This is a genomic window from Alteromonas sp. KUL17 (genome assembly GCF_006538305.1).
Classification (GTDB): Bacteria; Pseudomonadota; Gammaproteobacteria; order Enterobacterales; family Alteromonadaceae; genus Alteromonas; species Alteromonas macleodii.
This window is the reverse complement of record NZ_BJKJ01000030.1, coordinates 13,619-39,229: the sequence shown is the minus strand read 5'-3', so window position 1 is coordinate 39,229 and position 25,611 is coordinate 13,619. Positions and strand designations below refer to the sequence as shown.

Annotated in this window: 24 protein-coding genes; 18 read left to right on the top strand and 6 right to left on the bottom strand. The window is 40.6% G+C overall.

Features of this window, described 5'->3' with window-relative positions; genetic code table 11:
• The first annotated feature begins 2 nt into the window (after positions 1-2).
• The 8 genes from KUL49_RS18455 (at position 3) to KUL49_RS18425 (ending at position 6,730) form a co-directional block, all read left to right on the top strand.
• Positions 3-2,003: a site-specific integrase gene (locus KUL49_RS18455; protein ID WP_131138220.1), complete on the top strand. Its 2,001-nt coding sequence runs from the start codon at positions 3-5 to the stop codon at positions 2,001-2,003.
• A 72-nt stretch (positions 2,004-2,075) separates the two neighbouring features.
• Complete coding sequence (locus KUL49_RS18450; RefSeq protein WP_131138219.1) at positions 2,076-2,570, top strand: hypothetical protein; 495 nt, start codon at positions 2,076-2,078, stop codon at positions 2,568-2,570.
• Positions 2,571-2,802: 232 nt separating this feature from the next.
• On the top strand, positions 2,803-3,087 hold the full coding sequence (locus KUL49_RS18445) for a hypothetical protein (RefSeq protein WP_131138218.1): 285 nt from the start codon (positions 2,803-2,805) through the stop codon (positions 3,085-3,087).
• Positions 3,088-3,334: 247 nt separating this feature from the next.
• The gene (locus tag KUL49_RS18440; protein ID WP_131138217.1) at positions 3,335-3,853 is read left to right on the top strand and encodes a hypothetical protein; all 519 of its coding nucleotides are present in this window, start codon (positions 3,335-3,337) and stop codon (positions 3,851-3,853) included.
• A 270-nt stretch (positions 3,854-4,123) separates the two neighbouring features.
• On the top strand, positions 4,124-4,507 hold the full coding sequence (locus KUL49_RS18435) for a hypothetical protein (protein WP_131138216.1): 384 nt from the start codon (positions 4,124-4,126) through the stop codon (positions 4,505-4,507).
• A 306-nt stretch (positions 4,508-4,813) separates the two neighbouring features.
• Complete coding sequence (locus KUL49_RS20935; protein WP_207308467.1) at positions 4,814-5,461, top strand: cyclic GMP-AMP synthase DncV-like nucleotidyltransferase; 648 nt, start codon at positions 4,814-4,816, stop codon at positions 5,459-5,461.
• Positions 5,428-6,144, top strand: a complete 717-nt coding sequence (locus tag KUL49_RS20930) for a hypothetical protein (protein WP_207308466.1) — start codon at positions 5,428-5,430, stop codon at positions 6,142-6,144. Before KUL49_RS20935 ends, KUL49_RS20930 begins: the two co-directional genes overlap by 34 nt.
• A gap of 4 nt (positions 6,145-6,148) precedes the next feature.
• Positions 6,149-6,730 carry a hypothetical protein gene (locus KUL49_RS18425; protein WP_131138215.1) on the top strand — a complete coding sequence of 194 codons (582 nt, stop codon included), beginning with the start codon at positions 6,149-6,151 and terminating at the stop codon, positions 6,728-6,730.
• Between the two features lie 209 nt (positions 6,731-6,939).
• Here the strand turns inward: KUL49_RS18425 and KUL49_RS18420 are convergent, their stop codons facing one another.
• The 3 genes from KUL49_RS18420 to KUL49_RS18410 all read right to left on the bottom strand — a co-directional run bounded on the left by KUL49_RS18420 (position 6,940) and on the right by KUL49_RS18410 (position 9,944).
• Positions 6,940-7,575, bottom strand: coding sequence for a hypothetical protein (locus KUL49_RS18420; RefSeq protein WP_131138214.1), 636 nt, complete (start codon positions 7,573-7,575; stop codon positions 6,940-6,942).
• Between the two features lie 92 nt (positions 7,576-7,667).
• Entirely contained in the window at positions 7,668-8,309 is a 642-nt protein-coding gene (locus KUL49_RS18415; protein WP_131138213.1) for a hypothetical protein, read from the bottom strand.
• A 264-nt stretch (positions 8,310-8,573) separates the two neighbouring features.
• Positions 8,574-9,944, bottom strand: a complete 1,371-nt coding sequence (locus tag KUL49_RS18410) for a restriction endonuclease (RefSeq protein WP_242633889.1) — start codon at positions 9,942-9,944, stop codon at positions 8,574-8,576.
• Positions 9,945-10,485: 541 nt separating this feature from the next.
• Between KUL49_RS18410 and KUL49_RS18405 the strand changes: the two genes are divergently transcribed.
• From KUL49_RS18405 to KUL49_RS18395, 3 genes are all read left to right on the top strand, one after another.
• Positions 10,486-11,193 carry a hypothetical protein gene (locus KUL49_RS18405; protein ID WP_131138211.1) on the top strand — a complete coding sequence of 236 codons (708 nt, stop codon included), beginning with the start codon at positions 10,486-10,488 and terminating at the stop codon, positions 11,191-11,193.
• Between the two features lie 152 nt (positions 11,194-11,345).
• Positions 11,346-12,155: a hypothetical protein gene (locus KUL49_RS18400; protein ID WP_131138210.1), complete on the top strand. Its 810-nt coding sequence runs from the start codon at positions 11,346-11,348 to the stop codon at positions 12,153-12,155.
• Between the two features lie 58 nt (positions 12,156-12,213).
• Positions 12,214-13,728, top strand: coding sequence for an LA2681 family HEPN domain-containing protein (locus tag KUL49_RS18395; protein ID WP_131138209.1), 1,515 nt, complete (start codon positions 12,214-12,216; stop codon positions 13,726-13,728).
• 578 nt (positions 13,729-14,306) lie between these two features.
• On the opposite strand, the gene cadR is transcribed toward KUL49_RS18395, so the two are convergent.
• Positions 14,307-14,729 carry a Cd(II)/Pb(II)-responsive transcriptional regulator gene (cadR, locus tag KUL49_RS18390; RefSeq protein ID WP_014951210.1) on the bottom strand — a complete coding sequence of 141 codons (423 nt, stop codon included), beginning with the start codon at positions 14,727-14,729 and terminating at the stop codon, positions 14,307-14,309.
• 79 nt (positions 14,730-14,808) lie between these two features.
• Between cadR and KUL49_RS18385 the strand changes: the two genes are divergently transcribed.
• The 7 genes from KUL49_RS18385 to KUL49_RS18355 all read left to right on the top strand — a co-directional run bounded on the left by KUL49_RS18385 (position 14,809) and on the right by KUL49_RS18355 (position 22,640).
• Positions 14,809-15,435 carry a cation transporter gene (locus KUL49_RS18385; RefSeq protein WP_014951211.1) on the top strand — a complete coding sequence of 209 codons (627 nt, stop codon included), beginning with the start codon at positions 14,809-14,811 and terminating at the stop codon, positions 15,433-15,435.
• On the top strand, positions 15,432-15,797 hold the full coding sequence (locus KUL49_RS18380) for a DUF3703 domain-containing protein (protein WP_014951212.1): 366 nt from the start codon (positions 15,432-15,434) through the stop codon (positions 15,795-15,797). Before KUL49_RS18385 ends, KUL49_RS18380 begins: the two co-directional genes overlap by 4 nt.
• Complete coding sequence (locus KUL49_RS18375) at positions 15,784-16,683, top strand: cation diffusion facilitator family transporter (protein WP_014951213.1); 900 nt, start codon at positions 15,784-15,786, stop codon at positions 16,681-16,683. The genes KUL49_RS18380 and KUL49_RS18375 overlap by 14 nt, the downstream gene beginning before the upstream one ends.
• A gap of 19 nt (positions 16,684-16,702) precedes the next feature.
• Positions 16,703-17,080, top strand: a complete 378-nt coding sequence (locus KUL49_RS18370) for a hypothetical protein (protein ID WP_014951214.1) — start codon at positions 16,703-16,705, stop codon at positions 17,078-17,080.
• 72 nt (positions 17,081-17,152) lie between these two features.
• On the top strand, positions 17,153-18,550 hold the full coding sequence (locus KUL49_RS18365; RefSeq protein WP_014951215.1) for a TolC family protein: 1,398 nt from the start codon (positions 17,153-17,155) through the stop codon (positions 18,548-18,550).
• On the top strand, positions 18,543-19,472 hold the full coding sequence (locus tag KUL49_RS18360; RefSeq protein ID WP_014951216.1) for an efflux RND transporter periplasmic adaptor subunit: 930 nt from the start codon (positions 18,543-18,545) through the stop codon (positions 19,470-19,472). The genes KUL49_RS18365 and KUL49_RS18360 overlap by 8 nt, the downstream gene beginning before the upstream one ends.
• A 60-nt stretch (positions 19,473-19,532) precedes the next feature.
• On the top strand, positions 19,533-22,640 hold the full coding sequence (locus KUL49_RS18355) for an efflux RND transporter permease subunit (RefSeq protein ID WP_032096159.1): 3,108 nt from the start codon (positions 19,533-19,535) through the stop codon (positions 22,638-22,640).
• 460 nt (positions 22,641-23,100) lie between these two features.
• Here KUL49_RS18355 and KUL49_RS18350 read toward each other — a convergent pair whose 3' ends face one another.
• Positions 23,101-23,319 (bottom strand): antitoxin Xre/MbcA/ParS toxin-binding domain-containing protein, encoded by a 219-nt coding sequence (locus tag KUL49_RS18350; RefSeq protein WP_131138208.1) that lies wholly within the window; start codon positions 23,317-23,319, stop codon positions 23,101-23,103.
• 792 nt (positions 23,320-24,111) lie between these two features.
• The gene (gene dinB / locus KUL49_RS18345; RefSeq protein ID WP_131138207.1) at positions 24,112-25,209 is read right to left on the bottom strand and encodes a DNA polymerase IV; all 1,098 of its coding nucleotides are present in this window, start codon (positions 25,207-25,209) and stop codon (positions 24,112-24,114) included.
• Positions 25,210-25,611: the final 402 nt, after the last annotated feature.

The following is a 25,611-nucleotide window of genomic DNA, read 5'->3' as shown; positions in this document are numbered from 1 at the left end:
AGATGAAGCAGAGTTCGGTAATTGGTGTTTCGATAGAATCTCCAGCAAGCATTAAAAACAAGCTGACTGATGAGGTTTGGCATGTTGTCGATGTGGATTTCGGCGGGGTCAAAGAAATCGATATAAGTTTTTCGAATGTCTCAAAAAAATGGGCGGTATGGGCGAGAGAATTTTTGCTGGAAAAGCATGGCGGTTATGTAGATGAGTCAGGGGCAATCAATACAAAAATATCAACCTTTAAAAACGATATTCGTCGATTAAATCTTATTATCGTTTGGGCAACACAAAAGAAAGGTGATGAGCCAATGTCTACATGGTCCCAAGAAGATCTAAAAGATTTGGCGATATCGTTAATTTTTAACGAAGTTGAGACTGAAAACCGTTCACCAGTAGCATCGAGACTACCGTATATCAAAAGAGCTACTATGATAAAAAACCTCCGGCCGATTACAGACTCTGGAAGATTATATCGTCAAGGAAAGCTTTCAGATGGTTTTCTGGAGTCCATCTCTTCAGATTTTCTGGATGAGGTAGCAGAGGCTGAGTTCGAGAAAAGAGGGATGGCGGATTTTTGGTCTGATTTTATTAAGGATGGTACGTTCGCGCACATTCCAGTTGAGCTCTCCATACTATTATTGGCAAAAGCAATCGATGTTATTCGTAGCCCAAGAACGTGCGCCCTAAGAGCTTATTTTGTAGCGCAACGTGGCGCTTACTCCCAGACTTTATTCTTCCCGACTAAATATCTTAACGAATTCCCCTTATTAGAATTACTGGGTAAGAAGCCATCAGGTGCTTTTAGGAGTAGCTATGCAGCATGGTTGGATGAGATTAATAACTTATTCTTACAATTCACTTCAGACAAAAAAGGCAATCAAGTAGCAACGACGAACTCTGCTGAATCCGAACTATCAGATATTTATAATCTTATAGATCTAACCTTGGCCGTTAGAGAAGTATATGATGCTTGCTTGATTATATTCCTTTGCCTCACGGGAGCGCGTATTCACGAAATTCGCGGAATGTCATCTTCAGACTATACTATCGAGCCGGATGGTACATGGTTTTTTACAGCTCCAATTACAAAAACTCAGAATGGTTTAAAAAAACTAAGAGCTATGTCAGGTTTAGTGGCTGAATCTGCTAACCTCCTTGTTGACTTAAGCTATATAGACAAACTCTCCACTGATCTGCACGGGCGAACAGTATTGTTTGGTTCGTATATCAGCCGCGAAGTTTATAAAGCCAGAGATGAGAACGTTGTTTTTACTCCTAGTGCATGTTCTAGAGAGTATTTGGCCGACAGAGTGAATTTATTTTATCAAAAAGTAAAATCAGAGGTCTTAACACATGATGACAAAGATATGCCTGAGTCAGTCTCTCCACATGGTTTTAGACATGCCTTTGTCGATTTTACCCTTCGTCGTTTCGATGGAAACGTACTTGAGGCAATAAGACAACACTTTGCGCACCACTACGGTAGTTCTTTTACCCACAACTACACCGATAAAAAAGCTGAGCAAGATATCATCAATGCGGCAACGAACGATTACTTGAAAGAGCTTATCCGACGAATGATCGGTGAAGAGTGCCATGACTTCACAGGGCCGATGGCGCTCTACATCAGAAATGAGGTAAAACGCTTAAATATTGTCACAGAGTCGCAACTATCAAATTATATTGATAAGCAGGTAGATAATCTCGTTCATCTTGTACCTCACGAGTATGGGTTCTGCCTTGTTCTTGAAGGTCGTGAACATCTTGCTGAATGCAAAGATAAAAAAACTGGCATTCCGATTGTAGAAAACGGTAAATTTGACTTGTGTTCTCGATGTGCAAATTCATGTCGCAGTACACAGAGCCACAAGTCAAACATTGAGCGGATCGTGATCAGTCACGAGTCATTTCTTGCGAACTTTCCCCTTAAAACCAAGCAGCATGAAGTAAGCTCCTCCGTTGTAAATCAAGGATACAAAGTTCTTGAGCAAATGGAGGAATCATGAGTAAGCTCCTAGACAAAAAAGAAAAAAAAGAGTGAAACGTTACCTGAGTGGTTGTTAGGCGCATCAACGACCATGATAACCTTATATCGTGCCTTCAAAGAGATTGAGGGTGAACTAGAGGTTAAAATTCAAGAGGCTTCAAGTGAACTCTCTGTAACTCAAAGAGAGCTTGTGCGTTCAGATATAGCATCGCGAGCTGGCGTGAGTGAAAGTAACTTCAGGAAGGGAAGAAAAGTCCCAGAAAGGCTTATGGAAGAGATAGAACATGCCAACGCTAGATTGAGAACTATTTACAACAATAAAATGCTAAAGCGTTCCTCCGGGAAGCACAAATCTAAATCGGAACTTGAAGCTGAAATAAAGAGACTAAGCAACACGGTAAAAAAGCTTGAAAACGAAAAGTATCAAGAATTCTTCAGGCAAATTATAGACAGTCAACTACTGGAAAATCAGAAAAATTTAGCCGAAAGAAACGAGGCGTTAAAACTGAGAGTTCGCGAATTAGAAAGTATGGTTTCAAACCTAAGAACAAAAAACAGCGATCTTCTAAAGATGATTAATAATTAGATCACCTCTATCTATAGGAGAAGATGTCATATCTAAAAAGGTTGCGCACTCAAAGCCAATAAACCTAAAGAGCAATCATGCATGGTAAACAATATAAAAATTTGACTTTTTACATGCATCTAACAATGTTTATATAAGTTATAAGATATTTTCCCTCTAAGTTACCAGCCTCATAAATCAATGAGTACATTTCTCTTTTAGAGTAGATTATAAAAATATCGAAGGGAACTTAATGAAGCTTGATGTTGAAATCATTTGTGGAAGAGCCGAGCCCCGTTATCTATTGACCTCGTTAGCGAGAACAAAATTTAAGGCAAGTGAAATTCATGAAATACCCGGTAGTGATACATTTAATATAGACGACGGAGTGAATGATATCAGAGGCAAAATTGTAGGAAACGTGCTTGAGTTTTGGATCCGCTACAAACGCGAAGAAAAACGGTATGAAAAAGCAATCTTAGATTTTTGCAGAGAGAACTCTCTCACTCTTCAATTTAATCCGTCAAAGAAAAGTTGATAATAGCTCTTATTGGTTTTGCGCGGCCAAGCAAGAAAGATCAAGATTTGTCTGCACAACTCGAATGACTCAGCAGTGCGGTAGAACGTTGAGCCTTTTACCTCTATCGATTGGTTAACGAGAAAAACTCAATGGTCATTATGGATACTGATATCAAAAACAAGCATTAATTTTTAAAAACATTTTGATTGAGCGGATGTTATATTCCGCATCACTTATGTCTTATGTGAATCAAGGATTCCCTTAAATGGAATTGATAATTAAAATTTATGCTGAGATTCTAGGCACATTACTCCGAAATATCACTGGAAAGCTGTACACTGAAGACCAAATAAAGCGAATAACATCGGGGGCAACTGGAAAATATCTAAAGGAGTTTTTCCCAAAACCTCAAGATGAACAAGATGCTGCAATACGAGTTGAGTCAGCTAGAATTCACATCGAAGCTGCTGGAACAATAATTCGGGATATGCAAGAAGATCTGGAAGTACAGGATAGGCGGCTTTCAGAATTAATGGAAAAGGTTGAAGAAAAGAAAAAATTAGCTGACAGGTATCAAACTCTAGCAGATACCAATAAAGAAGCATTTGAAGCCTTTCGAATAGAAATGGAAAACGCTCTTCGTAAAGAACTTACTGAACAAGCAGAAAAAGGTAAAAGAATTCGGCAGGTGATTTCTTTTCTATTTTGGGTTTTAACTCTTATTCTTGGTGCCGCTTTGGGTACTTATTTTAAAGAAATCATAGCATGGTTAGGTATAGCCTAACTATTCGTTTAATTCATCGCTGCGGCTTCACGTATTGAGCCCGCCTCTTTGTTCAACTTTTTTGCGGTGAATAAATAGTGACTTTGTAAGGCAAAACTGTAATATTATGAGAGTTATCGATTTATATGTGGTTCTCCGGAGCCTCGATTCTTAGATGTCAACTTACCGCTCAGGGGAGATGCAGCTTTCTTCTTTTTCTTTATCAATATGTACGAGCGAAAGCAGTACAAACTCAAATTGGTCTTTGACAATCAAGAGCAAGCTACGGCAATGGATATTGCTCGGTTGTTTTCCGTATTGAGCAAGGCCAACACTGTGGCCCAGCAATTGACTGAGCCTGACTTGGAGATCTCTGAACAGGTTGATCTTCTCGTTAGAAGAGTCAGTCTTAATTCACCATTAACCATGGAGTTGATTGCAACTGGTCTCGGTACAATCTACCTTTTTATACAGATTATAGATAGAGGTGGTAAGTTTTTGCTCGAAAGAGAAAAGCTAAAATTGGAAGCGATAAAACTGAAGTCTGAATTAGAAAAAAAAGACGAGTCCCCTACTAACAATCCCAAGATTGAGGAAATTTTAAGTGAGTTTGATTCTATTAAACTTAAGCTAAAGTCACTAAAAGTTGACCGTTTTGATGGCGAAAAAAGCTAACACGTACATAAGCACGGAGTCAGCTACGTTGTTTTGTTGTTTTAGCTTCACTAATTTCTACCATAAATACATTCCCCCAATTAGCTCGGTAATTTTTTCGTTAAACGGTGTGCTAACTTTCTGGAAGCTAGAGAGAGCTAAAGCTATTCTAGCTTGCACTAAATATCTAATCTGCGAGCTTGCTACTTGAAAGAAAAACAGGGAGTCATTTAAAAACCTAATAGGCCGCCTGTAATGGCAAAAAGGCCCCTCTGCCGCAGGGCTGGAATGAGATAATGTAGTCAAAACTAGACAACGGATGTTGATATGGACTCTTCAACTTTACTATATAGCCAAAACAAAGAATCAAATACCCTGCACAGTAGGCTAATAATATCTGAAGCTGTTTTAAAGAAAGGTGTTTCTAAAAAAGACGAACTAGTTGATTTTCTCAGGGAAGAGCTTAGAGAAACCTTTGATTGCGAGGTCAGGTTCTGGCTTCAAGGCTCTTACAAAAGTCATACACTCATTAAACCTTCTGATAAATATTCTTCATACGATATTGATATTGGGGTTTATCTATCTTTCGAAACAGAGGAAGCTGACGCATCCCAAGTAAAGCTGGCTGTAAAAGAAGCGCTGGAATCTTTCTGTAAAATTAATGATGAGTGTGAGCTACAGCAATCAAAAAATGCATGTGAAGGATTAAAGTATAAACAGCTACTTACCATTGATATCCCCGTGTATGCCTTCTCCGGCACAGATATTAAGTTGGCGACTGATGATGGGTGGGTGGACAGTGATCCTAAGTCAATTCAAGATTATTTGACTAATGCATTCGAAAACCCCGCTGATCGTGCAAACATGAAAAGGGTCATTAGATATCTGAAAGCTTGGATCAATGTAAAATGGAGTGGAACTGATTATAAAAAATACCGTCATTGGCAGTTAATATTCTCGTTGCTGACCATTTAATAATTGAAGAGAACGAGGATGACACTTTTATTAACACCGCTTTGTCCATTTGTGAATCTTTAGATAAAGTATTTCGAGTTAATAGCCCTATTGATAGCAGTAACCTCCTGTCTATGCCAGATGAAGCAATCACATTTGCTTATAAAAAACTCGATGAATTAAAAACAACCTGTCATAAATGCATTAAGTCTCCTGACTACAAATCTTTACTGCTAGCAAATTTGTTTGAGCATTATTTTCCTCCGATCACTGATGAGGGTGGTTCAGGAAGCACTAATCTTCCTGCATTGTCAAAAGTTCCGAGCATATCAATTAATCGATATTCAAAAGGTGATAAGCATATTGAGACAGTCAACGAGAATGAAATCACGGTATTCAAAGGAGAGTCTTTAACCTTTAGTATTTGTAACAAAGAAGATTTTAACTCTGAATCAACAGTTCATTGGACAGTTAGAAATATTGGTAAGCAAGCAGATGATGCCAACGATATTGGGCATAAAACAATATCAGATTTAGAAAGCAAAGAGCGCCGGGATGCAGCGTATACAGGCCCTCACATAATGGAGTGTATGATTGTGGCTAACGGCAGTATTCAAGGAATTAGTTCTGTGTTAGTCGAGGTTAAACCCTCTAAAGTTGTATCAAGAAGGAAAAAGAATATATTTAAAGGATTTAGGAGGTAGATTTATGTGGGACGTTGTTCATAGCAAGGTTAAATACGCAATTGTAGTCATAGTTTCAGCCTTATGCTTTCTTCTATTTTTCTCCGGTTTCGAATACAGTTTTTTTAGATCAATAGTTTCGGCTATTTCTTTAGTAACAGTGTTGGCGCTAGTAATCGGAAAGTACTTATGGAAGTACCTGTATTTTGACGCTCTAAATAAATACCTTTGCCCTGACCTCAATGGGAACTGGAGCGCCAAAATTAAATCTAATTTTGGCAAAGGCACTGATGTACTCATCCCTATCAAGATAGAGGCTGATTTCTTTTCTGTGAGGATGTTCGCAAGTACTTCATTTGGACAATCTGAAGCCAATTACTGTCGAATTTTTAAAAGTGAAAGCAATAGGTTTCAATTGGAGTATATGTTTCAAGTCAGAAATGATTCCGCTGGTAAAGGGGATGCTCAATTTTATGAGGGTGCTGCTAGATTGACCCTAAATAACGCAGATAATCAGCTATGGAAAGGTGTTTACTGGACAAATAGGTGTTGGAATGAAGGCAAAAATACTGCCGGAGAAATAGAGCTTTCAAGGCCAGAAAAATAATAAAAGCGCACTAGACTTTATCAAAGTAAATAATCTTTTCATAAGAAACAGGTCCTTTAGCTGTAGTGGCTCTAATCTGAACTCACACTTTCAGACGCGGGTTGAGATCTTATTTGACAGGCAACTACAGACAAGAAGCTAACTGTCAACGCCTTGGCTTTGTGGCTAACCAAAGCGCCATGAGTAGTGCGTCTGACAACAGCCAATTATTATGACCGACCATGCATAAGCACATCGTACTGCTGGTCAAACGATGTGATTTTTTCTGATACCCACCTAACAACAAGTTTTTCGGAGAGAAGATCTGTAATCCAGCTAGAGCAGTCGTCTTCCGTCCATGTAGCTTTACTTTTAATACCTAGCTGTCGCATAAGACCAGCTATTCTTCTCAATGGTGCTTCGTTTTTACCAACTAAATCGCCCTTGAAATGTACAATTTCGTTTCTCAATGATGAGATAATTTCAAGGGACTGAAACGGTTCTGCGCCTGAGTTCCAGCGACAGCCGCCGGTCAGTGCGGCTACTTGGTTCCATTTTTGAGAAACAGAAAGGCGTTGCTCAATTTCCTTTATCTCGTCCCAGCGCTTTCGCTCATCCGAATTCTTCTCTAGACAGATCCGAGCTATCGCTATCTCTTCATTTAATTTAGCCTCCAACAAACACGCGGCATTCACGATGCAAGATGTGCCGTACATCCTAACTTCCCGCTTGTCGTCGGTTTCACCGGTTAAATCAGAGAACTTTCGACACGAAGCCAAAAATTCAATCGAAAATGGATGCATTGCCGCCCTTATTCGGCGGCCTGCACAGGTATTTTCGCAATTATCATTTATTTGTTCAGGCATTGGGTACTTTCGCCATAAAGTCGCAATAAAAGACGAACGTTGGCTAGTCCAGACCACGTTTTGGCAGCAGATTTTTCATTGGCCTTTTATTTTTATTTATCACTGGATGGAAACTCCAGTTCTTCATAGAGGCTTTGTAAGCAGCTATCTATATTTCTCATAGCAGATTCGTAAGCAGGAATCGTACTTCTCGCCATTTCTGAATCATTATTTTCACTAGAAATAGCCATTTCCATACTACACATCATAGAGCAGTTATCGCGTAGCTTAGATAGTAAGCTACGCGATTTTTTGGATAGGAATATAAAATCTTCCTGTTCAATCTCATGCAATGCGGTAATGTGCTGCAAGGATGCCTTATCAATACCTTTTGGAAGAACTCCAAGGTGTGGATGAAATTCACCTCGTTGGTCATATGAACCAAGAGCTGCTTCACAGTACTTTTTAAACTCAACCAGTCTCTTTTGAAGCTTTTTGAAAACCCTGACTTTCTCATCCAATAAAATATTGTGCTTTCTCGACAGAACGGAAAGATCCACTTTGAGTCTCTCAATTTCGGCTACATACCCAGACTTCACCTCTTCGACCTTGCGCGTTATCTCTTCAACATCTTCCTTTGTAGCTAGATTCTTCCCTTTCTCAGTAGAATATGAAAATAGATACTTCCGAAATAAGAAAATGCATCCGACACAAAGGAGAATTGAAACCTGTAGCCCAATTAAGATCAAATCCATAAATTTACTCAAAACTTCAAAGAGATATACCAGTGTATTACTGATACTTCATAGTAGCACCCGTTCCCCCTGAAAAAACCATAAGTTGAGTTTTCAGAGCAAAAGATATTTAGACATCTATCTGACAAACTAAGCAGCCTAACAGCTTCAGAGGCCGCTTAAGAGAATAAGTTTAGGTTTACTAGTTACTATTTTTCTGCCAATAAACCTGTTAAGGACACTGCTGGTATAATCTCTAAATGAATCTGGAGTATTTAGCTGTATTCATTTTCTAAGTGCATCTTCAATTAATTGCAACACATAATGCTTTTCGTCTACCTCTCTGAACAATTTTTTAGCTACTTTAAAATGCTTAACTGACCCTCTTTCGTTCTCTGTATTTTTAAGGTATATGGCAAAATGAAAATACAAATTACCAAGAGCTTCAACGTCCTCAGCGTATTCATTTTTTAGTCTCTCAAACAGCTTTTCGACGTGTACCCAGTGTTGCTCAGATTCGTAGATATCAAGTAAATCTTGCATCACCCTTGGATTTCTTGGTGCAAGCGAAAAAAACTTTTGTGAGTAGTCGATAGCTGCATCTGAATTGTTTTGATTGAGCTCGCCACGAATAAGTGGCGAAATGTTTTCATAAAATTCAGGATAGACCTCCCAACACAATCTTCGATATAGCATGGAGTTGGTTTCATCATCCATTTGAGAATACCAAGTTGCTATCGTGTTTAACTTGGCTGCTCGCTGAATAGGGTCAAAAATTTCAGCAAGCTCTTGCTCAGCTTGTTCAATTATTGTTGTATTATCAAAAGTAATTTTTGTAGACCTTGAGTGTTGTAACAAATGAGATAGCTTTCTCACATTTCTACCTAGAACTTCGTCTGGCGTAAACATCACGAAAAATGCAATAAAATCACCATAGTCTACAAAACCTGTTATCTCATTGCCGGTCAGTTCGTCAAACTTTGCTACCCGTATATATGTCTCACATCCATCCTTTCTTTTGGGAGCTCTCAACTCGTTAACCGAAAGATTGTTGTAAATACTTTTCATCCGTTCATTTTGTATTGCGACTAGTGCTGTTATATCTGAAGTGTTTTTGTCCTTTTCCCAGAAGTTAATATACATCCATTCTTTTTTCTTTTGAGCTTGTTCTAATGTCATACCGCGCTGGTATAAGCAAGCAATAAACCCTTCACATTTTTGAATGTCGAACACCCAACCGAACGGGGCAGAAAGCAATATAGAGTTCTTTCCAGCGTAGGGGATAGCCCCTAACCCCTGATGCGTTAATAAGTCGTCGAAATTCAGTATATCTAATTCTAGCGTTTGCGGACCATAGTAAGCTCGATTGATAGCAGCTTTAGAATATCCCTTTTGCGTTATCAAAAGACCCTGACTTGCATCGACGTCATCTAGCATTGATATAAATGATTCAACACACTTTACATCAATATTCTTAGAAAAAAACTTCGCATCGATTACTATTTTTACAGGAAAGCCTGCAACCTCATCTTCTATTAAAACATCAATCTGCCGCTCATTTTTTGAGTAGCGGCCTATTATTTTGGCATTATAGGTAATCGTCGAATTAGGGTACATTTGTGAAAAATATTCATGTATTTCTTTTTCATAGTCCATCCATTTCAAAAGAGATCTTCCTAATTTTTTATTTAAATATTGATTTTTAAGAGAGCCATCAAACTAGCAGCGGTGAGAACTACTAGTCTTTCTAAAGAGCTGAATTTCTTAGACATAATAAAGCAGTCATTAGACTCCAATTAGTATCTCTTATTTGAGGTGTCAAGTCGTGCCAACAACTAAAACATGCAATAAGTAGCAACGCCCCCTTCACATACAGAACAAACCTACTCCAAATAGACGCACTACGGTAGAAAACGACATAAGTCCAATTATAATTATTAACCATTCGAGACTAGCATTTTTGAACCCAACCTAACCGCCGCCTACTCTCAGCTTTTTATTAGCAATTGCAAACATGTGATAAACCATTTACTGTTCACTTAACTGGTCGATGCGTTCTGCCAGCGAAGCTTTGTGAGCTTGCCCTCCCTTTTAAGGCGAAATACAAAAAACCTACAGCTAAATTATGTTAAACCACAATTTAATCTGTAGTGGTAACGGGGAGACCATTTACAGTGATAAATTGAGGATAGACATAATGTTTCAAGTTCAATTAAGTTCCAAGGAAGATGTTCATCGCCTTAAAGATAAACTGCGTCAGGCATGTAATGAGCAAGGCATTCGATTAGGCAAAGAGCAACATAAAGTTGAAGCGATATTAGCCTCAATGCTTGGTGCCAGAGATTACAATACACTTCTGGGTATGGCGGGTAAGTCCGCTTCTGACATTCATATCCAACCGGAATCAATCCGATTTAACCAGTTCATATCATTTGTCGAACGTGTAAATGTACCCAGTACAACTTATGGTGCGGCAGCTAAAGTGATCGAAGGTGTAAAATCTGCGAAAGGTGTCAAGTGGGTAATATTTGCTGCACGAGACGGTGAAATGAACGAATCTGCAACTTCTATTTTAATAGTAGCTGAATCTGGTTCACTGCTGTTTGACCAAACACTACTAACTGTTGAACGAAGGCCAAGAGAACTGGAGCTAGTAGATATATTTTCCGTGCTTAAGGACAGAGGCTTGCTAGGATTAACTCGTTACATACCAAGAAGAGTGAAAGAAACATCAAAAAGACCCAGTAGTGAAGTCGCCGACGAAATGGTTAATACAGCTTTGGAGCCTGTATTCCCCGATTGGCAGGGATTTCTCTCGATATATAGTAAAGACCTAAAGCGGTATGGTCCCGGTATCTATGCAGATGAGTATTGGAATGAGTTTAAGGGACATCTGGAAAGCTGAAAATTAATCGTCTGTTGTTATAATAGCCCTGCCTTTGCAGGGCTTATTAGTTTGGCCGATCTGAATACGCTCATATTATTTTTGTTCAGATACGGACACGCTTTTCATGGCGGGATAGGATCACCAGTAATCTAATAAAAAGGAATCCTAGAATGACACTCCCAAAAAACACTCCTCACAGTTTTTGCAAGGCATTTATCCAACGAGAACTGGATAGTTATAGAGATAAACACATTTGGATGAGTTATTGGCCGGTAATGGAAAATATGATTCAGCGGGCTGATGACTTGTCCCAACCATTCGAAGAGTTGGTAAAAGAGTACGGTTATATGGATATGTTGGAGCAAGCACCGCCCAACAACTCTTACATATGGCTTACTCTCGAACATATTTGGTGCAGCATCGACTTTAGGAAAGAAGATGTCATGCAGGCAAGAAAAGACTTAAAAGAGTTGAAAGAATTACAGGGGGATATTGTCAGCTTAGCCCTGAATTTAGCTAGTAAACTCAGGCGTCAATCAGAATTATATGAAAAATCTGGATTCTCAAAGGCTGACTATCAATTTATTGATGATTTACTTGAGCAAGCAAGTCAAAATAATTCTTTATACCACTTTCACGTAGCTGAAAAAATAAAGTCATTAACATATCAGTATGATCTGAAATACTGGCCAGAGATATCTGATTTAGTAACGGCTATTGCTGAGTTTGAAGAAGAGCAACCAGATCCTAACCATTCCCAATATCCTTCAAATGTAATTAACGGGAGAGAGTCTGATATTAAAGATTTTGTGTTGGCCTTTGATAGCAAGTTTGATGAATTTAATGGCTTGCCGACAAACTTCCGCTTTAGTAATGGAGCAATGGCCGACATAATCAATGTTGTCCTTGAGTTGCCGGTAGAAAAGCTAGCAACAGGTGATGCTGTAAGAATAGTTCGTAACCGATTCAAGCAAAGTTGAGGTATGTTTGACAGTTAGCTCAAGAACAACGTCCAACCAAAGCTGATAGGGAGATTGTGTGGACTTTAACGAGGCGAAATCAATATTGAATGGTCTTCTAGAAGACAACCCAATCATTGCCATCAGAGAAGCAAAAAAACTCAGTAGTGATCCTAACCTCCTGTTGCTTAAAGGAGCCATTCTAATTGATGCTGGCGCTGTCATAAAAAGCCACGAAGATGTCAAAGAAGGGGTAAAGGTAATGGAATACGTTTCTTCTCTTTTACCCGATGATCAATCTATTTTGTACAATCTTGCGAATGGATATCATGCGTTAGCAACTACTTTAGTGTTGAAAAGTCCTGAGTGGTATCAGGTGACCTACGAGTATAGATTGAAAGCAAGGCGGCTCTTTTACGGAGTTGGATGCTATGACAAAACGAACAAGGAAATAAAAACTCAGTCGTTTACGAATTTAGGTAATTTGCTTTGGTCTTCATACCGATGGGTTGAAGCCTATGATGCATATAAGCAAGCCATGTTGGTAGATCCCGGAAATGGAACAGCGAGCGCTGGAGCACTAAAAGTATTGCGTTACGCCTATTCGAATAACATGGGCAATGAAAATTTGTTAGTTTCGGAAATTGAAAGTCTAGCGACGCATGTTAGAGCCAACACCGAAAGTATTACTAAATACAGTGGAAGAGCGGCGGTACAAGGCATACTGGAAGAAATTAAGGATATCCCCAATGGCGATTGTACATCACCTCCAAACCCAAAAGACGCCTATGAAAATTTTGTGTTAAGGCACTCGCTTACCTTGTCTCCAACTATACAGAGATATGCGCATGATAAGGAAAGATGGGATGAGCTAAATATCTATTCAGTAATAGTACCGAGAGGGAGCGAATACCAAGTTCCAGAGGTTTTCGCGATGTTCAATGTAATGAAAGCTGATTATATTCTTGCCCGTAAATTGCTCTTCGACGGGGTTGAAAATAAACAAATTGAAACTGGCTCATATGCCGATACTCTGGATTATGCTAATTACGGGGTCAGATCTTCATTGTTAACTTTGGCACAGCGGGCTTCGCTTGATTTGTTGGACAAAATTGCTGTTGCCTCTCTCTCATTTTTTAATATTGAGAACGCACGAAGAGCTTCTTTTAAATCGGCTTGGTACAAGTCAAGTAAATCCAACAGGAAAATCTATCGGCCTAAGATAGAAGAAGAAATAGTGAAAGGTAATACGGCTTTACTTGCCATTACTGAAATTGCAAATGACCTTTCAGAAAGTACCGGATTTTTGAAATCAAAGCAAGATGTTCGAAATTCCTCAACTCATCGATTCACTGTACTTCATGACCTTGGTGTGGGAGGGACTGAATCATCTGCCTGTATTGAGCATATGGATGAACGCAAGTTCATTTCAGAAACAATTGAGACGTTAAAATTAGCCAGAAGTGCATTGATTTACTTCGTTCAGATGATTGATATTCATTCTGAAAGATTTCAGGAGGAGAATGAGGGGCTTATCTGTACACTTGGTGTTCCTTCTCATGAATACATAAGACATGGTGAAGGCGAAAACTAGCTACAAACGATAAGCCTCTTTTTAGCAGTTATTCAGATTTTTGTCTGGCACATGATAAATCAAACTAAGTAATAGATTATGGGGGATAAAATGAATCACTATGAAAGCACGTGCTTTCTTTGCAACTGCAACTCAACAGAATCAGAAACTGATCATGGCCATAGATTTTTTGTCATGTGCAGTAACGAAAGCTGTGGGAATTATGAAATTGTTCAGAATATTGCAGAAACGAGACTCAGCGAGGATATGAAAACTTCGCTACAAAAATTTGTTAATAAATACACTTCCCCAATGTTTAAACCTTGTGATATTCATATAAATAACAACGGTGAAGTTACTATTATTAACGGTCAGGCGATAAATGATTAATTGGATTAGTCACCACTTAATCTGACACTTTTTATAACAGAGCGAGATCAAATCTTACAGTCTCTAGTGTACGTGAAGCAGACCTTGGCTCATTAAGATTTTAATGACACGAATGAGGTAATCAACGGTCATGCTACTAATAAAAATTGAATGGCTGCTTTAGCCGAATACCTATGACAAAGCTCCAACATAAAACTGATAATTCGAGACTAATTCTCCGTACTAGAAGAACACACTTCTGCAATGCTATCTAATTGATGCAATACCCCGCACTCTTTAACCTTCTTATCATGATCGCAAGCAGAACGAATTGAAATCAGTGTTTCTTGTAGTACTTTTAATTCAGCTATCCGATGTTCGATATCGTCAACATGCTTATCTATTGTAGTATTAACGTTTTCGCAGCTATTCTCTGGGTTTGCTCGGGTTTCCAGTACTAATTTAATTTCCTCGATTGTCATATCTAATGCGCGACATTGCTTTATAAACAATAACTGCTTCAGTGCATCTTCAGAGTAGCTTCGATAATTCGATGCCGTTCGCTCAGGTGCAGCCAATAGTGATTTACGCTCATAAAAACGAATTGTCTGAATACTTAACCCTGTCTTAGCTGCCAGAAGCCCAATTTTCATTTTAACTTGCCTAAAGCTTGACTCTATACCAAGTATAGAGTTTACACTCGCGTTATAGGTGAGTAAAGCGAGTGTTTTTATGAGTGGTTGTGGGTGCGAAATTGAGATAAAAGACCAAGAACAAAAGGCAGTTCTCTACTGGCTATTGGGCATCAATGCTGTGATGTTTATCATTGAAATGAGTGTAGGGTTACTCGCTGACTCAACAGCACTTATTGCAGACTCCCTTGATATGTTGGCTGACGCAGTCGTTTACGGTGTTGGTATATATGCAGTAGGGAAAACAATTGTTCACAAAGCCAATGCTGCAAAGGTAAGTGGATATTTTCAATTGGCATTAGGCCTATTAATTTTGTTTGACATAGCTCGTCGCGCAACCTTTGGAAGTGGGCCTGAATCTATGCTTATGATGGGCATGGGCGGTGTTGCACTTATCGCTAACGTTATATGTTTGGCGATAATCAGAAAACAAAAAAATGGCGAGGTGCATATGCGAGCAAGTTGGATATTCTCGGCAAACGACGTCATTGCAAACATAGGAGTGATATTGGCGGGTGTGATGGTTTATCTATTCGATACTCGTTGGCCTGATTTGGTCATAGGTTTTATTGTGTCTATCGTTGTGTTACGAGGCGCAGTCTTAATTCTAAAAGACGCCAGACAGGAATTCCGTGAAAACAGCTCGACGAATGGAGAGATCGTATGAATTTCACTCAAGCAGCAAAACCTTACATACTTCAAAAACTGAGCGCCGCGCATCAATCCCTTTCGAACAATGACAATAAAGCAGGATTTAAGGCCTTAGAGGATGCTCATGTCATCGGTCAGCACTCAACATACCACCACACACGAGTGCATTATGAAATGCTTAAATTTGGAATAGAACGCCGCGACCTTAAAGAGATATTTGGACAAATTTTTAGAATGCTAGGTGCGCTGACTAAAACTCCAATTGGCTTATTGCCTGAGGGCAATACTGGTGGGGCAAACGTGAGTCCATTCAAGTCAATGTCTATTTCACCCGAAAACAAAGCCATATTGGAAAAAATTAGAAATGCACAGTCATAACCATTCACACTCGCAAGAGAATTCAACCGACGCGTCTAAACGTATTGGATGGGCGTTTTTCTTAAATGTGGTGTTCACTGTTATTGAATTCATTGGTGGATGGCTTACCAACAGCACCGCTATTATGGCTGACGCAGTGCACGATTTGGGTGATAGTCTTTCCATTGGTACAGCGTGGGGATTAAACAAGCTTAGCGATAAAGATTCTAATCAAACATTCTCATACGGCTACAAAAGATTTTCCTTACTCGGTGCATTGATTAACGGTATTGTGCTGACGGTAGGCTCCATTTGGATATTGCTTGAAGCGATACCTCGTTTGGCTGAGCCTGAAATGCCCCAAGTTGAAGGGATGGTTTTATTGTCTATCTTTGGGATGGCAGTAAACGGCTTTGCGGCTTATAAACTGAGTGAGGGAGACTCATTAAATGAGCGAGTCCTCAACTGGCATTTGCTGGAAGATGTGCTTGGTTGGGTAGCAGTATTTATCGTGTCCATCGTCTTAATGTTTAAGCCTTGGCCTATTTTAGATCCAATCTTATCCATTGGCTTTACTTTGTTCATCCTTTTCAATGTGTTCCGCAATCTCAAAGAAACCCTAATGCTGTTTTTGCAAGCAACGCCCGATGAAGAACAGCTTTCAAAGATTCGAAGCGATTTACTGGCAAACGATAAGGTAAGTGATCTTCATCATTTTCATATTTGGTCTCTAGACGGTGAGCGTAACGTAATGACGGTCCATCTTGTTCTTGATGAAGATGTCAGTCTTGAGCACCTCCAATCACTCAAAGAAAACATACACAGTTCGTTAGAAAAGTATAAATTTGAACATACGACAGTTGAGCTGGAGTTTGCTAATGAACAATGTCGTGACGAAGTGAATTAGGCTTGGTAACCTTTCATACATGAAAAATCTAAAACGCATAAGTTACATCGTGATCTCGCTGATACTCTTTCAGTCGTTTTCTGCTGTGGCGAATTCGTTAGATTTTCATGCAATAGACATTCAGCACTTGCAACACGAGCATAAGCATTCTGAGCACGAGCAAGTGCAGTCTGAGCTGTCTGCCAATGAAACCAGTGATAAAGTAAGTACAGAGCACCACAATCCTGCTGATTGTCACCATTGCGGCCACTGCCATGGCACACATGCACAATGGGTCAGTCAGAGTCATATCAACAGTCTGAAAACAGTGGTTTCAGTCCACAATTTCAACTATTTAGATGCGGTAATTGACGCACCTATTAACCGCTTACTTCGCCCCCCCAAAATTACTTCCTAGTACGTTTTTTCGATAGCACCGCGCTGATAACACTCGCGATGCTAAATATTGATAAATTATTAGGATATTCCAATGAAAATGTTTCCTATTTTCGGGCATGCATCTGCCATTGTGTGCAGTTGCATACTGGGCTTATTACTCAGTCCACCGACCGCTCATGCGGCGAAAACCAACAGATTTGTAGACAAAAGTGTCCAAGCGCCCATACGAGAAACGCTGACTCTTGAGGACGCTATTAGACTAACACTTGCCAATAATCCAAGTCTGTATGAGTTTAAATTTAAACAACGTGTTATAGACGGAGAGTCAAAAACGGCGGCGCTTAAACCCGCATTGAATGCAGGGGTTGAATTAGAGAACTTTTTGGGAACTGGCGAGGTATCAGGTCTCAAAGAGCTTGAAGTTACCTTGACATTATCATCAGTGTTACAGCTCAATGATAAGCCAGCAGCAAGGTTGAATGTACTCTCTGAACGAAGAATACAGCAAGATGTTGAAAAGCGAATACTCACCTTAGATATCCTCGGTGAGCTTAATCGTCGTTACATCAAAGTACTCGTATTGCAGGCGAACTTAGACGTCATAAAAGATGCAGAGGCACTTGCACTTTATACATTGAATGCCGTAACGAAACGCGTTGAAGCAGGCGCGTCCCCCTTGTTAGAACAAAAACGTGCCCAAGCTGCGCTGGCCCAAGCAAAGCTCGATGTTAATCTAGCTCAACAGGACCTAACGTTTGCCTTGCGCAGTTTATCCATCATGTGGGGGGAGCAGGTACCGAGCTTTAAGCGTGTGGAAGGCGATCTTTTTGCTTTTAATAAGATTGAGTCGTTTGATGCGCTGGCAGTCGCAATCCAAAATAGCCCTCACATTGACCTATACGCTAAACAAAGCCGTGTGCAAGCGGCGCAGCTTCGTTTAGTGCAAGCGAATAACCGCGCTGATATTGAGTGGTCAGCGGGGCTTCGCAGAATGCAAGGTATTGATGAAACAGCACTGGTTGCCGGAGTAAGCGTTCCATTGTTTCAAAAAGAACGAAACCTTGGTGAATATGAAGCAAACAGGGCACGTCTTGACGCAATAGAGCAGCAAAGACAAAGCAACGTTCGAAGCCTATTACATTCAGTTAATCAAGCGTTAGGCGAACATACACGAGCATTGCTAGAGATTGACACACTTCAGCGCAAGGTGATTCCTCCGTTAAAGGGCGCGTTAGATTTAGTCGAGAACGCCTATTTGGAGGGCCGTTTCAGCTACTTGGAATGGGTAACTACTCGACAAGAATTTCTGACAACCCGGCTGACATTAATAGAGGCAGCGTCTCAAGTTCACTTAAGCAAAACAGAAATTGAAACACTCACAGGTCTCGCGCTGACGAATGAGCACAATGATGACTCATTTCACCCAAGTCACAAAAGCAATTGGCAGCAGTCATCTAACATTTCGATAAGAAGTCATGATTATGAATAAATTCACAATACAAAAAGTACTTATTTCTATCTTCACCCTTAGCCTTTATAGCCTAACCGCAATCGCAGGAGGTAAACACAGTGATGTAAGTTCCAGCGATCAAGACAATCACGCAGGTGAAGTCGTAAGAATGAGCAATGAAACAGCAATTCAGAATGGTATTTCTGCAACTCCCGTGCTCGCACGCGATATTGCGTTAACGAGTACGCTTTATGGGCGAATTAGTGCAGACCCCGCCTCATTAAGTCATATAAGAGCACGGTTTGACGGTGTTATTAAAGATGTAAAAGTCAACATTGGCGATTCCGTTAAGAAAGGTGATATTTTAGCGGTTGTTGAGTCCAATGAGAGTTTAAAAAGTTATTCCATCACGTCACCTTTTGATGGCAATGTGATTGCGCGACATGCGAATAATGGTGAGTTATCAAACGGGCAAGTACTTTTTTCGTTAGCTAACTATAAAAACGTATGGGCACAGCTGACCGTTTTTTCACAAATGCTTAGCAGCATCAAGGTTGGACAGTCAGTTGAACTAAGCCACGCAGGTTTCAACCAAACCTCCAAGATTGCATATATTACGCCTTCAGCTGATGGCAATCCACACTCTCTTGCCAATGTAGCTGTCGATAATAGTACTGGATATTGGCCACTCGGTACGCTGGTCAAAGCACAAGTTACGACGTCAACTAAGTCAGTAAGTCATTCGGTTCCTCTATCTTCTGTGCAAGAGTATGAAGCCAAACAAGTTGTTTTTGTGGTTGAGGGTGATGAGTATGCGCCCAGAGCGGTAGAGCTTGGTGTCTCAGATGGTCACTATATCGAGGTTATCAGTGGCCTTGAAGCAGGCGAACGCGTCGTGGCTTCCAATAGCTACATAATTAAAGCAGATTTGGAAAAATCGGAGGCAGGCCATGATCATTAATGCCTCACTACAACTGATATTTCCCTGTCAAATGGCGTGTAGTTCTAAGGGAGGTTTAAGATGCTAGTTTCCATTATTCGTACCGCAATCGAAAAGCGCGGTATTTTTCTGATGCTTTCCTTTTTGGTGATTGGATTAGGCCTATTCAGTTATCAAAAGCTGCCTATTGATGCCGTACCCGATATCACCAACGTTCAGGTACAAATCAACACACAAGCAGAAGGTTATTCACCGCTTGAAACTGAACAACGTATCACCTTTTTGGTAGAAAACGCTTTGGCAGGATTACCAAACTTGGACTACACACGTTCACTATCGCGCTATGGCTTATCACAAGTGACGGCCGTTTTTGAAGAAGGCACGGATCTCTATTTTGCCAGAAACCTCATAAACGAACGGCTAGGCATTATCAAAAGCCAATTGCCCGATGGTATTGAGCCTAAGATGGGGCCGATTGCCACAGGTTTGGGTGAAATTTACATGTACACGCTTAGCGCGAAGCCCGGCACAGTAACTGTCGATGGCAGAAAATTTGATGCAATGGCGCTTCGAGAGTTACACGATTGGGTGGTGAAACCTCAACTGGCCTTGGTGAAAGGGGTAACAGAGGTTAATGCTATTGGGGGGTTTACCAAACAGTATCATGTGAAGCCTAATCCTCAACTTATGCTTAATTACGGCGTTAGTACTGACGATTTATTGCGGGCATTAAATCGAAATAACGCTAATCAGGGCGCTGGGTACATTGAACGCAACGGCCAGCAAATACTAGTACGTTCACAAGCGAGACTTTCGAGCGTTGAGGACATCGGTAACGTGGTGGTAACGCTTACAAACCGATCTCCCGTCACGGTAAGTGACATTGCAGAGGTCGCCATCGGTAAGGAGCTTAGAACGGGCGCTGCAACACGAGAAGGTCAAGAGACGGTGTTGGGCACAGCTATGATGCTAATAGGCGAAAATAGCCGAGCTGTTGCGCTAGACGTGGCTGATAAAGTGGATGAAATCCAAGCAAGCCTGCCAGAGGGCGTAATAATCCAAAGTGTATACGATCGCACTACGCTCGTGGATAAAGCCATCAATACAGTACAAAAAAACCTTGTTGAAGGCGCACTACTCGTTATTGTTGTCTTATTTTTATTGCTGGGCAATATACGGGCAGCAATTATCACCGCCGCTGTCATCCCACTTGCCATGCTTGCCACAATAATAGGCATGGTACAAACGGGCGTTAGCGCGAACCTAATGAGCTTAGGTGCGTTAGACTTTGGACTGATTGTTGACGGAGCGGTTATTATCGTCGAGAACTGTATTAGGCGATTAAGTGAATCGCAGCGGCGAACGGGTGCAATACTGCCTCTTAAAGAACGGCTGGAAGTCGTATTTGAGGCAACGAATGAGGTGATACGCCCAAGTCTATTTGGCGTGATGATAATCACGATTGTGTACATTCCTATCTTTAGCTTAACAGGTGTCGAAGGGAAGATGTTTCACCCAATGGCGGCTACCGTAATATTGGCATTGCTAGCGGCAATGGTATTTTCAATCACCATTGTGCCCGCAGCTGTTGCTATGTTTATGTCAGGCAAAGTCAGTGAAAAAGCGAGTCCAATAATCACTGGGGCTAAATCAGTTTACCGCCCTGTACTGGAGTGGGCATTAAAACTACGATGGTTGGTAGTAGGTGCAGCAACATTACTCGTAGTTATCAGTGTTTGGTTTGGGATGCGCCTAGGTTCTGAATTTGTGCCGCAACTAGATGAGGGTGACATAGCCCTTCATGCAATGAGAGTGCCCGGCACAGGAATTGAACAAGCTGTCGATATGCAAAAACGGCTTGAACAGGTCATTATGCAATACCCACAGGTAAACACCGTATTTGCTAAAACGGGTACTGCTGAGGTGGCTACTGATGCTATGCCACCCAACGTCACTGACACTTTTGTAATGCTAAAACCAATTGATGAATGGCCAAACCCTGCATTATCGAAAACGGAATTTGTCGAGCAATTGGAGAGGGATCTTCAAAATGTACCCGGCAATAACTATGAGTTTACGCAACCTATACAGATGCGCTTTAACGAATTAATTAGTGGCGTTAGGGCAGATTTAGGGATCAAGATATATGGTGATGATCTGGATAAGCTGCGGGATTCAGCTGGTGATGTTTTATCCGTATTACAAGATATTCCGGGCGCTGCTGATGCACGAGTAGAACAAGTAGATGAGATCCCCATCTTCACGGTGAACCCGAAGCCTTATGCGCTGGCGCGTTACAACTTAGACGTAACTGACTTGCAAACGTGGTTAAGTGCATCAGTTGGCGGCAAAGAAGCTGGTTTGGTATTTGAAGGCGACAGACGCTTTGAGATTGTTGTTCGTTATCCTGAAGAGATTCGCAATGATTTAGAAGCGCTGGGAAATATACCCATCATGACCAATGATGGTGAGTATGTGCCAATCGCCGAGGTGGCTGAGCTTGAATATACCAATATACCCAGTCAAATAAGTCGAGAAAACGCAAAACGCCGTATCGTCGTCACAGCAAATGTGAGAGATCGTGATTTAGGCTCTTTTGTCAATGATGCTAAAGAGCAAATCGCAGCCAATGTGGCACTGCCGAGTGGTTATTGGATAAGTTATGGTGGAACGTTTGAGCAATTGGAAAGTGCAAGTCAACGACTGAGCTTGGTTGTGCCCGCAACGCTTTTCCTGATCCTAGCATTACTTGTGATTGCATTTGGCTCAGTCAAAGACGCCTTGATAATTTTCACAGGCGTCCCTTTGGCATTAACTGGCGGCATCTTTGCTCTTTGGATCAGAGATATGCCTCTTTCAATATCGGCAGGGATTGGTTTTATCGCGCTCTCTGGTATTGCTGTATTGAATGGTCTGGTAATGCTGTCTTTTATCAGGCAGAGGATGGAAGAGACTGGCGAGTTGGTAAACTCGATTATTGATGGTGCAATGACTCGCTTGCGGCCAGTGCTGATGACAGCGTTAGTGGCGAGTCTTGGTTTCGTGCCCATGGCGCTTAACGTAGGTACTGGCGCAGAGGTGCAGCGACCTCTGGCAACGGTGGTCATTGGTGGGATCATATCCTCTACCTTGTTAACTCTGGTTGTACTACCTGTACTCTATAGACTCGTTCACTATAAGGTGAATTAGCAGCACTGGGGCATTTGGGTTTATAAATCAATGCCCCGGATTTACTTACCCCCATGACGATCATTCGACTTCTTTTGACAAAATGGGGAGGTGGCTCGTAAATCGCTTTGTAATAAAAATTTGGAGTTGTAGGGTTGGTTATCAATTGTAATATTCAAAATTCGGCTTTTGGAGGCGCATCCTGTGGACTATTGTCGTCTGAATAACTGCTTTATGCCACTGAAGAGTCAGTCAGAATAAAGCATATTAACTTCCGCTTATGGTAAATATCGGAATCAAGAGCAGAGAGCCCTGAACATCTGCTGTTTGTCTTTTGCAGCCTGTCGGATCAAGTCGAAACTTTCGATCAACTGTGTCAGATTAGATATGAGCCACTACAGATTAATAGCTACTTGTAACCAATCCAGTCCCGCTAAAACATATTCGTATAACTGAAATGGCTGTACATATCGCCATTTCCTTAAGCCATTTCGCCATACTTCATTGCTTCTAGTATTTGAAATAGCCGCTGACGTTGCTCAGCTGTATCAAACATATTTCGAGGACATTCGTCACTCAGAATTGGCAGGGGCAAGTTGAGCCATTCGTTCATGGTTACATGATCGTTGTCGAAAAACATCAGCAAATCTAGCTGCAACTTTTCGACTGTGATATCTACATTTTCTGATTCTGTTGACATGTCTCAGCCTCCTAATGTTCGGGTTGATCAAGTATAGCGGATAATCTGGACGCATTGTGCGCAATGTGCCAGTCAATTTGATGATAGTAAACACAAACCGTTTACTAGTAATGAACAGATCTTGATAAACACAAGGTGATTACTCTTGGTGTACAAAATCTGTTTACCGGTATGGATATTTGATTATCGAACTTTATTCGTAAGTGCTTGTAAACTTGCCTGTTCATTTACCACAAGCGGATATTTTGATGAGTTCCAGTGAACATTTCCATAATGGTAGACACCTCATGATTAAGGTTTTTATTTCCACATATAAGGTATGTAGCAAGCCAATTTCTTTCTGCGCAAGTTGTGCCATTTGTATGGAAATTTGCATGTAATAATTCGAGAAATTCCCAACATAGGCACTATTAGTCATGGCTCTCAGGTCATTTTGACATTAAAAGGTACTATTCCTGCGTGTGATAATGTAAAAACTGCCCAATATAGGTAGTATTTGTCATGGTTCCAAAGTAGGTTTGACGCTAAAAGGTACTATTCCTGCGTGTAATATGTGAGAACTGTCCAATATAGGTAGTTTTTGTCATGCTCCTCAGGTAGGTTTGACGTTGAAAGGTACTATTCCTGCGTGTGATTATGTGAGAACTGTCCAATATAGGTAGTATTTGTCATGGTCCTCAGGTCGGTTTGACGTTAAAAGGTACTATCCCTGTGTGTCACAATGCGAAAAAAGTTAAATGCAGTTAGTATTCTTTATGGTCCTTAGGTAATTTTGACATTAAATAAAGCCCATTAATCAAATGGGAACCTGAGCTGAGTAATATGTTGATTGGGAGCATCCAGACCTATGTGTAACCCAAGTAAACGTACAGCTTTACCTTTCCCCCGCTCCAGAGCCTCGTCAAGCAAATTCTCAATAGTAGCTAGATCGATGCACTCTGACCTTTTCTCTTTTGTCGTCTGTTGAAAATCACCAAACTTTACCTTTACGCCGAGCTTATTCATTTTCCTTACCTTAAGATGAGGGGCGGCTCTACGTTCCAATTCTGGCAACAACTTTTCTTGTATAATACTTACTAATAATGCTTTATCTGCCATATCGTGCTCAAACGTACGCTCGACTCCAACAGACTTTCTTACTCTTGAAACCTCTACATCTCTGTTGTCTACGCCATGACATCTGTCCCATAAGATACTCCCAAACTTGCCTAAACTATCGATTATGTAATGCTTATCTACCTGCCTGATATCTCCACAAGTTCGGAACCCTAAATTTTTTAATTTTGACTGAGTAACCTTCCCTACTCCCGGTATCTTGCGTAGTTCCAGAGATTCGATGAAGTCCATCACATGCTCGGGAGCTATGGTAAACTGCCCGTTTGGCTTGTTTTGATCAGACGCAATTTTAGCGAGGAATTTGAGTGGGGCTATTCCAGCGGATGCAGTCAATTTTGTCTTCCTGTAAACCTCAGCTCTAATTTCTTCTGCAACCAGTGTCGCAGAGCCCTTGTGTTTACTAGAATATGTGAGATCTAGATAAGCTTCGTCTAATGACAGAGGCTCTATTTTGTCTGTATACAATTCAAATATTTCTTTAATTTGACTGCTTACTGCCTTATAGATGTCCATTCTACCGGGCACGACTATTAGGTTTGGGCACTTCTGTTTTGCAACAGAAGTCGGCATAGCAGAACTAACACCATATTTTCTTGCAATATAATTACAAGTGGATAAGACCCCACGCCTATCTGACTTCCCGCCAACAGCCACAGGCTTATTTGCTAATGATGGGTTATCCCTGATTTCTACAGATACATAAAATGCATCCATATCAATATGGACAATTTTTCTGTTGAAAACGACTGGCTTGTCAAGATTTATAGTATCCATACTCGAATGTCGTAACTTCATTTTTTAATTTTCACATAATATCGGGTGAGAATTTCTTGACTAGTGAACGTTCCGAGAATTTCCAATGCTAACCCCATATAAAACCTGTACTGGGGGGGCCCCCCTTACTTGTCAAGATTTTTTAGTCCCATTAAAATATCGACGTGGATAATTTTTCGCATTACCTGCCTTTGATCTTAACGTGCTCACACGAAACTGTACAAAAAGACAGTATATTATCAATAGCGTTTAAATACACTATGTCGTTGTCGATTCTTGATAAAATTGATGCCTCACACGCATGATTCAAGGCAATGTTGAACAGGAATTAATACAAATAAGCCCATTAATAACGCTTACTTTTACTTAGGCGTAATTGCGAGTGTGAGACGATCCGGCTAT

What these genes read in the sequence shown, in the direction of transcription:
- KUL49_RS18455 (WP_131138220.1), top strand. Translation starts at nt 3, where the DNA reads ATGAAGCAGAGTTCGGTAATTGGTGTTTCGATAGAATCTCCAGCAAGC.
- KUL49_RS18450 (WP_131138219.1), top strand. Translation starts at nt 2,076, where the DNA reads ATGATAACCTTATATCGTGCCTTCAAAGAGATTGAGGGTGAACTAGAG.
- KUL49_RS18445 (WP_131138218.1), top strand. Translation starts at nt 2,803, where the DNA reads ATGAAGCTTGATGTTGAAATCATTTGTGGAAGAGCCGAGCCCCGTTAT.
- KUL49_RS18440 (WP_131138217.1), top strand. Translation starts at nt 3,335, where the DNA reads ATGGAATTGATAATTAAAATTTATGCTGAGATTCTAGGCACATTACTC.
- KUL49_RS18435 (WP_131138216.1), top strand. Translation starts at nt 4,124, where the DNA reads ATGGATATTGCTCGGTTGTTTTCCGTATTGAGCAAGGCCAACACTGTG.
- KUL49_RS20935 (WP_207308467.1), top strand. Translation starts at nt 4,814, where the DNA reads ATGGACTCTTCAACTTTACTATATAGCCAAAACAAAGAATCAAATACC.
- KUL49_RS18425 (WP_131138215.1), top strand. Translation starts at nt 6,149, where the DNA reads ATGTGGGACGTTGTTCATAGCAAGGTTAAATACGCAATTGTAGTCATA.
- KUL49_RS18420 (WP_131138214.1), bottom strand. Translation starts at nt 7,575, where the DNA reads ATGCCTGAACAAATAAATGATAATTGCGAAAATACCTGTGCAGGCCGC.
- KUL49_RS18415 (WP_131138213.1), bottom strand. Translation starts at nt 8,309, where the DNA reads ATGGATTTGATCTTAATTGGGCTACAGGTTTCAATTCTCCTTTGTGTC.
- KUL49_RS18410 (WP_242633889.1), bottom strand. Translation starts at nt 9,944, where the DNA reads ATGGACTATGAAAAAGAAATACATGAATATTTTTCACAAATGTACCCT.
- KUL49_RS18405 (WP_131138211.1), top strand. Translation starts at nt 10,486, where the DNA reads ATGTTTCAAGTTCAATTAAGTTCCAAGGAAGATGTTCATCGCCTTAAA.
- KUL49_RS18400 (WP_131138210.1), top strand. Translation starts at nt 11,346, where the DNA reads ATGACACTCCCAAAAAACACTCCTCACAGTTTTTGCAAGGCATTTATC.
- cadR (WP_014951210.1), bottom strand. Translation starts at nt 14,729, where the DNA reads ATGAAAATTGGGCTTCTGGCAGCTAAGACAGGGTTAAGTATTCAGACA.
- KUL49_RS18385 (WP_014951211.1), top strand. Translation starts at nt 14,809, where the DNA reads ATGAGTGGTTGTGGGTGCGAAATTGAGATAAAAGACCAAGAACAAAAG.
- KUL49_RS18380 (WP_014951212.1), top strand. Translation starts at nt 15,432, where the DNA reads ATGAATTTCACTCAAGCAGCAAAACCTTACATACTTCAAAAACTGAGC.
- KUL49_RS18375 (WP_014951213.1), top strand. Translation starts at nt 15,784, where the DNA reads ATGCACAGTCATAACCATTCACACTCGCAAGAGAATTCAACCGACGCG.
- KUL49_RS18370 (WP_014951214.1), top strand. Translation starts at nt 16,703, where the DNA reads ATGAAAAATCTAAAACGCATAAGTTACATCGTGATCTCGCTGATACTC.
- KUL49_RS18365 (WP_014951215.1), top strand. Translation starts at nt 17,153, where the DNA reads ATGAAAATGTTTCCTATTTTCGGGCATGCATCTGCCATTGTGTGCAGT.
- KUL49_RS18360 (WP_014951216.1), top strand. Translation starts at nt 18,543, where the DNA reads ATGAATAAATTCACAATACAAAAAGTACTTATTTCTATCTTCACCCTT.
- KUL49_RS18355 (WP_032096159.1), top strand. Translation starts at nt 19,533, where the DNA reads ATGCTAGTTTCCATTATTCGTACCGCAATCGAAAAGCGCGGTATTTTT.
- KUL49_RS18350 (WP_131138208.1), bottom strand. Translation starts at nt 23,319, where the DNA reads ATGTCAACAGAATCAGAAAATGTAGATATCACAGTCGAAAAGTTGCAG.
- dinB (WP_131138207.1), bottom strand. Translation starts at nt 25,209, where the DNA reads ATGGATACTATAAATCTTGACAAGCCAGTCGTTTTCAACAGAAAAATT.